This is a genomic window from Micromonospora rosaria (assembly GCF_001567585.1).
In the GTDB taxonomy this organism is placed as follows: domain Bacteria; phylum Actinomycetota; class Actinomycetes; order Mycobacteriales; family Micromonosporaceae; genus Micromonospora; species Micromonospora rosaria.
The window spans coordinates 1-6689 of record NZ_LRQV01000221.1 but is presented as its reverse complement, the minus strand read 5'-3'; the positions used below and the strand labels follow the sequence as shown (position 1 = coordinate 6689).

Genomic DNA, 6689 nt, shown 5'->3' with positions numbered 1-6689 from the left:
CCCCCCCTGTGACCCCCACCACCCCCCGCCCGCCCCCACCCACCCCCGCCCCCCGCCCACCCCCATCCGCCGCCGGTGATCATGGAGTTGGCGGTCCCGGTCATGCGGTGGGCCGCCGCCAACTCCATGATCAACGCCCGAGGGTGGGGGTGGGATGGGGTGGGGGTGGGGGTGGGGGTTTAGTCGGGGGCGGGGGTGGGGTGGGGTCGAGTAGGCTGGGCGGGACAGTGGCGACGATCCGGCCATCACCGGGGAGCCTCCGGAAGAAAGGGCGTCCGCGCCCGAGTAGAACCGGACGGGTCCGGCCCGTCACAGCCGGCCAACGAGCGGGCGGTCGATCTCGGCCGCCAAGCGGGGTGGTACCGCGGGCCTGTCCCGGGGGCGTCGGCACGACGTACCCGGTCCGGGTTCGTCCTCGCAGACCCACACGACAGTGAGCTGCACGAGGAGAGCGACCCCCGATGGCCTATCCGTTGCACGACCCGACTGCCGCCGGTGTGCCGGCGAGCCCCGACCTGCCCGCGGTCGAGCGCGGGGTGCTGGAGCACTGGACGGCCGACAAGACCTTCGAGGCCTCCGTCGAGGCGCGGCCGGCCGGGGTGGACGGGAACAACGAGTACGTCTTCTACGACGGCCCCCCCTTCGCCAACGGCCTGCCGCACTACGGCCACCTCTTCACCGGGTACGTCAAGGACGTGGTGCCGCGCTACCAGACCATGCGCGGCCGGCACGTCGAGCGGCGGTTCGGCTGGGACTGCCACGGCCTGCCCGCCGAGGTGGTCGCCGAGAAGCAGCTCGGCATCACCACCAAGGCGGAGATCCTCGACCTGGGGGTGGCCCGGTTCAACGAGGCGTGCCGCACCTCGGTGCTGGAGTTCACCCACGACTGGGAGCGGTACGTCACCCGGCAGGCCCGCTGGGTCGACTTCGGCAACGACTACAAGACCCTCGACCTGGACTACATGGAAAGCGTCATGTGGGCCTTCAAGACCCTGCACGACAAGGGGCTGGTCTACGAGGGCTTCCGGGTTCTGGCGTACTGCTGGCGCTGCGAGACGCCGCTGTCGAACACCGAGACCCGGATGGACGACGTCTACCGGGACCGGCACGACCCGACGCTGACCGTCTGGTTCGAGCTGACCGGTGACGAGTCCGCCCCGGAGCCGGTGCGCGGGCCGGTGCGGGTCGGCGTCTGGACCACCACGCCGTGGACGCTGCCGTCGAACCTGGCGCTCGCCGTCGGCCCGGACATCGAGTACGCGGTGCTGGAGCGCGACGGGCCAGCGGTACGTGGTGGGCGCGGCCCGGGTCGCCGCGTACGCCAAGGAGCTGGAGGGGTACGAGCAGGTCGGCACGGTGTACGGCCGGGACCTGGTCGGACGCCGGTACACGCCGCTCTACGACTTCCTGGTCGAGCAGGCCGGGGAGAACGCGTACCAGGTGCTCGGGGCGGAGTTCGTCACCACCGAGGACGGTACCGGGGTGGTGCACCTGGCCCCGGCCTTCGGCGAGGACGACCAGAACGTCTGCAACGCGGCCGGCATCCCGACCATCGTCACCGTCGACGACCACACCCGGTTCACCGCCCTGGTCCCGCCCTTCGAGGGCGAGCAGGTCTTCGACGTCAACAAGCCGGTGATCCGGCAGCTCAAGGAGCGGGGGGTGGTGCTCAAGCAGGACACCTACACCCACTCCTACCCGCACTGCTGGCGCTGCGACACCCCGCTGGTCTACAAGGCGGTGTCGTCGTGGTTCGTCGCGGTGACCCGGTTCAAGGACCGGATGGTCGAGCTGAACCAGCAGATCAACTGGACCCCCGGGCACATCAAGGACGGCTCGTTCGGCAAGTGGCTGGCCAACGCCCGGGACTGGTCGATCAGCCGCAACCGGTTCTGGGGCTCGCCGATCCCGGTGTGGCGCTCCGACGACCCGGCCTACCCCCGGGTCGACGTGTACGGCTCGCTGGCCGAGATCGAGCGGGACTTCGGGGTACGCCTGACCGACCTGCACCGGCCGGCGGTGGACGAGCTGACCCGCCCCAACCCGGACGACCCGACCGGCCGCTCGACCATGCGCCGGGTGCCGGAGGTGCTGGACTGCTGGTTCGAGTCCGGGTCGATGCCCTTCGCCCAGGTGCACTACCCGTTCGAGAACCGGGACTGGTTCGAGCACCACTACCCGGGCGACTTCATCGTGGAGTACATCGGGCAGACCCGGGGCTGGTTCTACACCATGCACGTGCTGGCCACCGCGCTGTTCGACCGGCCGGCGTTCCGCAACTGCCTCAGCCACGGCATCCTGCTCGGCTCGGACGGGCGCAAGATGTCCAAGAGCCTGCGCAACTACCCGGACGTGTACCACGTCTTCGACTCCTACGGGTCGGACGCGATGCGCTGGATGCTGATGTCCTCGCCGGTGCTGCGGGGCGGGGACATGGCGGTGACCGAGGCGGGCATCCGGGACGCCGTCCGGCAGGTGCTGCTGCCGCTGTGGAACGTCTGGTACTTCTTCTCGCTCTACGCCAACGCCGCCGGCCACCGGGCCAAGCGGAAGGTCGACACTGAGCCGACCGGCGGCGGCCCCGCCGCCCGCCACCTGCTCGACCGGTACGTGCTGGCGAAGACGCGGGAACTGGTCGAGACCGTCCAGGGGCAGATGGACGCGTACGACATCTCCGGTGCCTGCGCCACCGTCCGGTCGTACCTGGACGCGCTGACCAACTGGTACGTGCGCCGGTCGCGGGACCGGTTCTGGTCCGGTGACGCGGACGCGTTCGACACCCTCGCCACGGTGCTGGAGACGCTCTGCCGGGTGGTGGCGCCGCTGGCCCCGCTGACCTCCGAGGAGATCTGGCGCGGGCTGACCGGCGAGCGGTCGGTGCACCTGACCGACTGGCCGTCGGCCGACGAGTTCCCGGCCGACCACGAGCTGGTCGCCGCGATGGACGCGACCCGGGAGGTCTGCTCGGCGGCGCTGTCGCTGCGCAAGGCCAAGGGGCTACGGGTACGGCTGCCGCTGGCGCGGCTGACCGTGGCCTCGCCCCGGGCCGAGGCGCTGCGTCCCTTCGCCGACCTGGTCGCCGACGAGGTCAACGTGAAGGAGGTCGAGTTCTCCACGGCGGTCGCCAGCTACTGCCAGCAGGTGCTGACGGTGGTGCCCCGGGCGCTCGGCCCCCGGGTCGGCAAGCAGGTGCAGCAGGTGATCCGGGCGGTCAAGGCGGGTGACTGGGAGCTGGTCGACGGCGCCCCGGTCGCCGCCGGGGTCACCCTCGCCGAAGGCGAGTACGAGCTGCGCCTGGTCGCCGCCGACGCGGAGCACTCCGCGCCGCTGCCGGCCGGCGAGGGCGTGGTGGTGCTGGACACCGAGGTCACCCCGGAACTGGCCGCCGAGGGGCTGGCCCGGGACGTGGTCCGGGTGGTGCAGCAGGCCCGCCGCGACGCCGACCTGGACGTCTCGGACCGGATCGTGCTGCTGCTCGCCGCCTCCGAGACGGTCCGCGCGGCGGTGTCGGCGTACACCGACTTCGTCGCCCGGGAGGTGCTGGCCGAGTCGGTCGACTTCGCCGACGAGGTCGAGGGCTTCACCGGCGAGGTCGGTGACGGCGAGCAGGTGACCGTCGCCGTCCGCCGCCTGTAGGTGTAAGGAGGGGCCCCTTATTAACGTTTCCGGTAGAGAAGGGGCCCCTTCTTAACCGCGTTCCCGGCGCGCCGACGTGCGTCCGGAGGCCGTGGACACGGAGCGGGCGGCACGGTGGCCCGGTCGGGCGGGCGTGACGGCGTCGGCTAACGTGACAGCGCTCGGCCAACCACACCGCCTGTTGGGGTACGACCGTCCGGAGGACCAGTGCCGCTGCTCTACACGATCGGCAAGCTCACCGTGGGGCCCGCGCTGCGGTTGGCCTTCCGTCCCACCGTGGAGGGGCTGGAGCACATCCCGAAGTCCGGGGGCGCGATCTTCGCCGGCAACCACCTCTCGGTCGCCGACGAGCTGTTCCTCGGCGCGGTGGTCCCCCGGCACCTGGCCTTCTGGGCGAAGTCGGAGTACTTCAAGGGCCCCGGCGTGAAGGGCACGTTCACCCGGTTCGTGCTGACCGGCCTCGGCGCGATCCCGGTCGAGCGGGCCGGCGGGCGGGCGGCGCTGTCGGCGTTCGACGCGGCCATCCCCGCCCTGCGGGGCGGTGACCAGGTGGCCATCTACCCGGAGGGGACCCGGTCGCCGGACGGCCGGCTCTACCGGGGACGCACCGGCGCGGCCCGGCTGGCCGTGGCCGCCGGGGTGCCGATCGTCCCGGTCGGCATGATCGGCACGGAGAAGGTCCAGCCGATCGGCGCGCGGGTGCCCCGACCGGGCGCCGGCAAGATCACGGTACGGTTCGGCAAGCCGCTGGACTTCACCGGCCGGCCGGACGACCGGACCTCGCTGCGGGAGATGACCGACGAGCTGATGAGCGAGATCCAGAAGCTCACCGGCCAGGAGTACGTCCCCCGCTACGCGCCCAAGCGCGACGAGCCCACCCCGGGCGAGGCCCCCGCCTGACCCGGCCCGCCGGCACCGGCGGACCGCCTCCGGTCGTCACGGGGCGGCGTCGCCGCGCTGCTTCTCCTGCGCGAGCACCGCGTCGACGTCGGTGAGCCGGTCGAGCTGCTTCATCGACCGGGCCAGCCGGGCGTTGCCCGTGATCCGCTGCCGATTGCGGTGCAGGAACGACCAGTACCCGGCGGTGAACGGGCAGGCGGTGTCGCCGAGGCGGCGCTTCGGGTCGTACGGGCAGCCGCCGCAGTAGTCGCTCATCCGGTTGATGTACGCCCCGCCGGAGGCGTACGGCTTGGTGGTCAGCTGACCGAGGTGGGCGTACTGGCTCATGCCGATGACGTTGCCGGTCATCACCCACTCGTACCCGTCGACGAAGTTGCGGTGGAACCAGTCCACCAGCTCGGCGGGGCGCCAGCCGCGTTGCAGGGCGTAGTTGCCGAGCACCATCAGCCGGGGGATGTGGTGCACCCAGCCGTGCTCCCGGACCCCGCCCAGCACGTCGGTGAGGCAGTGCGCCCGGACCGCGTCGGCGTCCAGCTCCTGCCACCAGGCGGGTACGGTGCGCCGGACGGCCAGCGCGTTGCTGTCGCGCCAGCCGGCGTCGTGGTACCAGTACAGGTTCCAGACGAAGTCCCGCCAGCCGAGGAGCTGCCGGACGAAACCCTCCACGCTGGGCAGCGGCGCCGCCTTCGCGCGGTACGCCTGCTCCGCGCCCCGGATCGCCTCCATCGGATGTAGCAGACCCAGGTTGAACGAGGAGGAGAGCGTGCTGTGCGCCAGCCACGGGTCGGTGGAGCGCATCGCGTCCTCGTACGGGCCGAACAGCGGCAGCCGGTGCCGCAGGAAGTGCCGCAGGCGTGCCTGGGCCTCCCTGCGGGTCACCGGGAACCGGCGCGGCCCGTCCTGCCCGGCGAACCGGATGCCCTCCCGCTCCCAGCGGTCCAGGTCGGCCCGGACCTCGGCGTCGATGTCGTCCTCGCGGGGCATCGGCGGGGCCGGTACCGGCAGGTGGTCGGCGTCCTTCGGCGGCGGTTGCCGGTTCCCCTGGTCGAGGCTCCACCGGCCGCCCGTCGGCTCGTCCCCCTCGACCAGCACGTCGTGCCGTTGCCGGGCGAACCGGTAGAACGTCTCCAGTCGCAGCGGGCCCCGCCGGGCGTCGGCCCAGTCGGCGAAGTCGTCGAGGCCGGTGACGAAGCCGCGCGCCGGCAGCACGCTCACCCGCTCCTGCCGCCGGACGAAGTCCAGCGCCCGCCGGGAGGTGGGGTGGCAGACCTCCAGCGGCTCGCGGACCCGGCGCAGCCCGTCGCGGTACGTCTCGGCGCGCAGGTAGCGTGCCTGGTCGCCGAGTTCCGCCGCGCGGTGACGCAGGGCGGAGAGCACCAGGTGCGCCTTCTGCCGGTGGAAGACCCGACGCCGGAAGACCGCCTTCGACTCGATCAGCAGCACCGGCTGGTGCCGGTCGTCGAGGAAGTGCGGCCCCAGCTGGTCGGCGAAGAGCCAGCGCCGCGACATGTCCTGATGGTGGCCCGGGGGCCGGTTCCGGGTGGGCAAGAAGTGAGAACCTTACGTCGTGGGTATCACGCCTGTTCCACGGTGATGATCTGACTGCGGAGCGTGCCGAGCAGGGCGGCGCTGTCGTCCACGGAGAGCCGGGTGAAGACCGCGGTGGTGATGCTGCCGTGGTCGACCGAGGTGCAGACCACCACGGCGGTGCCGTCGGCGCGGCCGGTGGCGCAGCGCACGTGCCGTCCCCGGACGCCGGTCTCCACCACCGTCGCCTCGCCGAGCTGGTAGTCGCCGGTCAGCCGCTCGATCTCACCCTCGGCGTCGCTCTCCGGGGTCAGCCGCAGGCCGGTGCCGCCGACCACCGTCACCCGCTTGCCGTCGCGGGTGGTGTAGAGGCCGCCGAACCTGTCGGTGGCCAACACGTGCGCCTCGGCGAAGCCCGTCTCCAGCCGGCGCACCGTCTCGTCGCCGTCGGGGCGCAGGCGCAGGTCGGCGACCTCGGTGGGCAGGCTCGCGCTGGCCGGGTACTGGTCCCAGACCGGCTTGCCGAAGTACGCCGGGCAGCCGCAGCAGCAGGCCACGGTGAGCAGGAACGTCATGAACATCCGCAACGGCCACCGGCGGCGTCGGCGGGGTGCGGCGGGCGGTGG

The 6689-nt window shown here is 72.3% G+C and carries 2 protein-coding genes and 2 pseudogenes; 2 read left to right on the top strand and 2 right to left on the bottom strand.

Features of this window, described 5'->3' with window-relative positions; genetic code table 11:
- Positions 1–461: 461 nt before the first annotated feature.
- Together ileS and AWW66_RS30805 are read left to right on the top strand one after the other, a co-directional pair.
- Positions 462–3636: pseudogene (ileS, locus tag AWW66_RS30810) on the top strand (isoleucine--tRNA ligase).
- Between the two features lie 207 nt (positions 3637–3843).
- Positions 3844–4536, top strand: a complete 693-nt coding sequence (locus tag AWW66_RS30805; RefSeq protein ID WP_067373970.1) for a lysophospholipid acyltransferase family protein — start codon at positions 3844–3846, stop codon at positions 4534–4536.
- Between the two features lie 36 nt (positions 4537–4572).
- On the opposite strand, the gene AWW66_RS30800 is transcribed toward AWW66_RS30805, so the two are convergent.
- Both AWW66_RS30800 and AWW66_RS30795 read right to left on the bottom strand, forming a co-directional pair.
- Positions 4573–6045: a cryptochrome/photolyase family protein gene (locus AWW66_RS30800; protein WP_067373965.1), complete on the bottom strand. Its 1473-nt coding sequence runs from the start codon at positions 6043–6045 to the stop codon at positions 4573–4575.
- Positions 6046–6110: 65 nt separating this feature from the next.
- Positions 6111–6689: pseudogene (locus AWW66_RS30795) on the bottom strand (hypothetical protein); the annotation flags it as partial.

Bases quoted from the DNA above. Each gene is read 5' to 3' on its own strand.
- AWW66_RS30800 (WP_067373965.1), bottom strand. From the start codon at position 6,045: ATGTCGCGGCGCTGGCTCTTCGCCGACCAGCTGGGGCCGCACTTCCTC.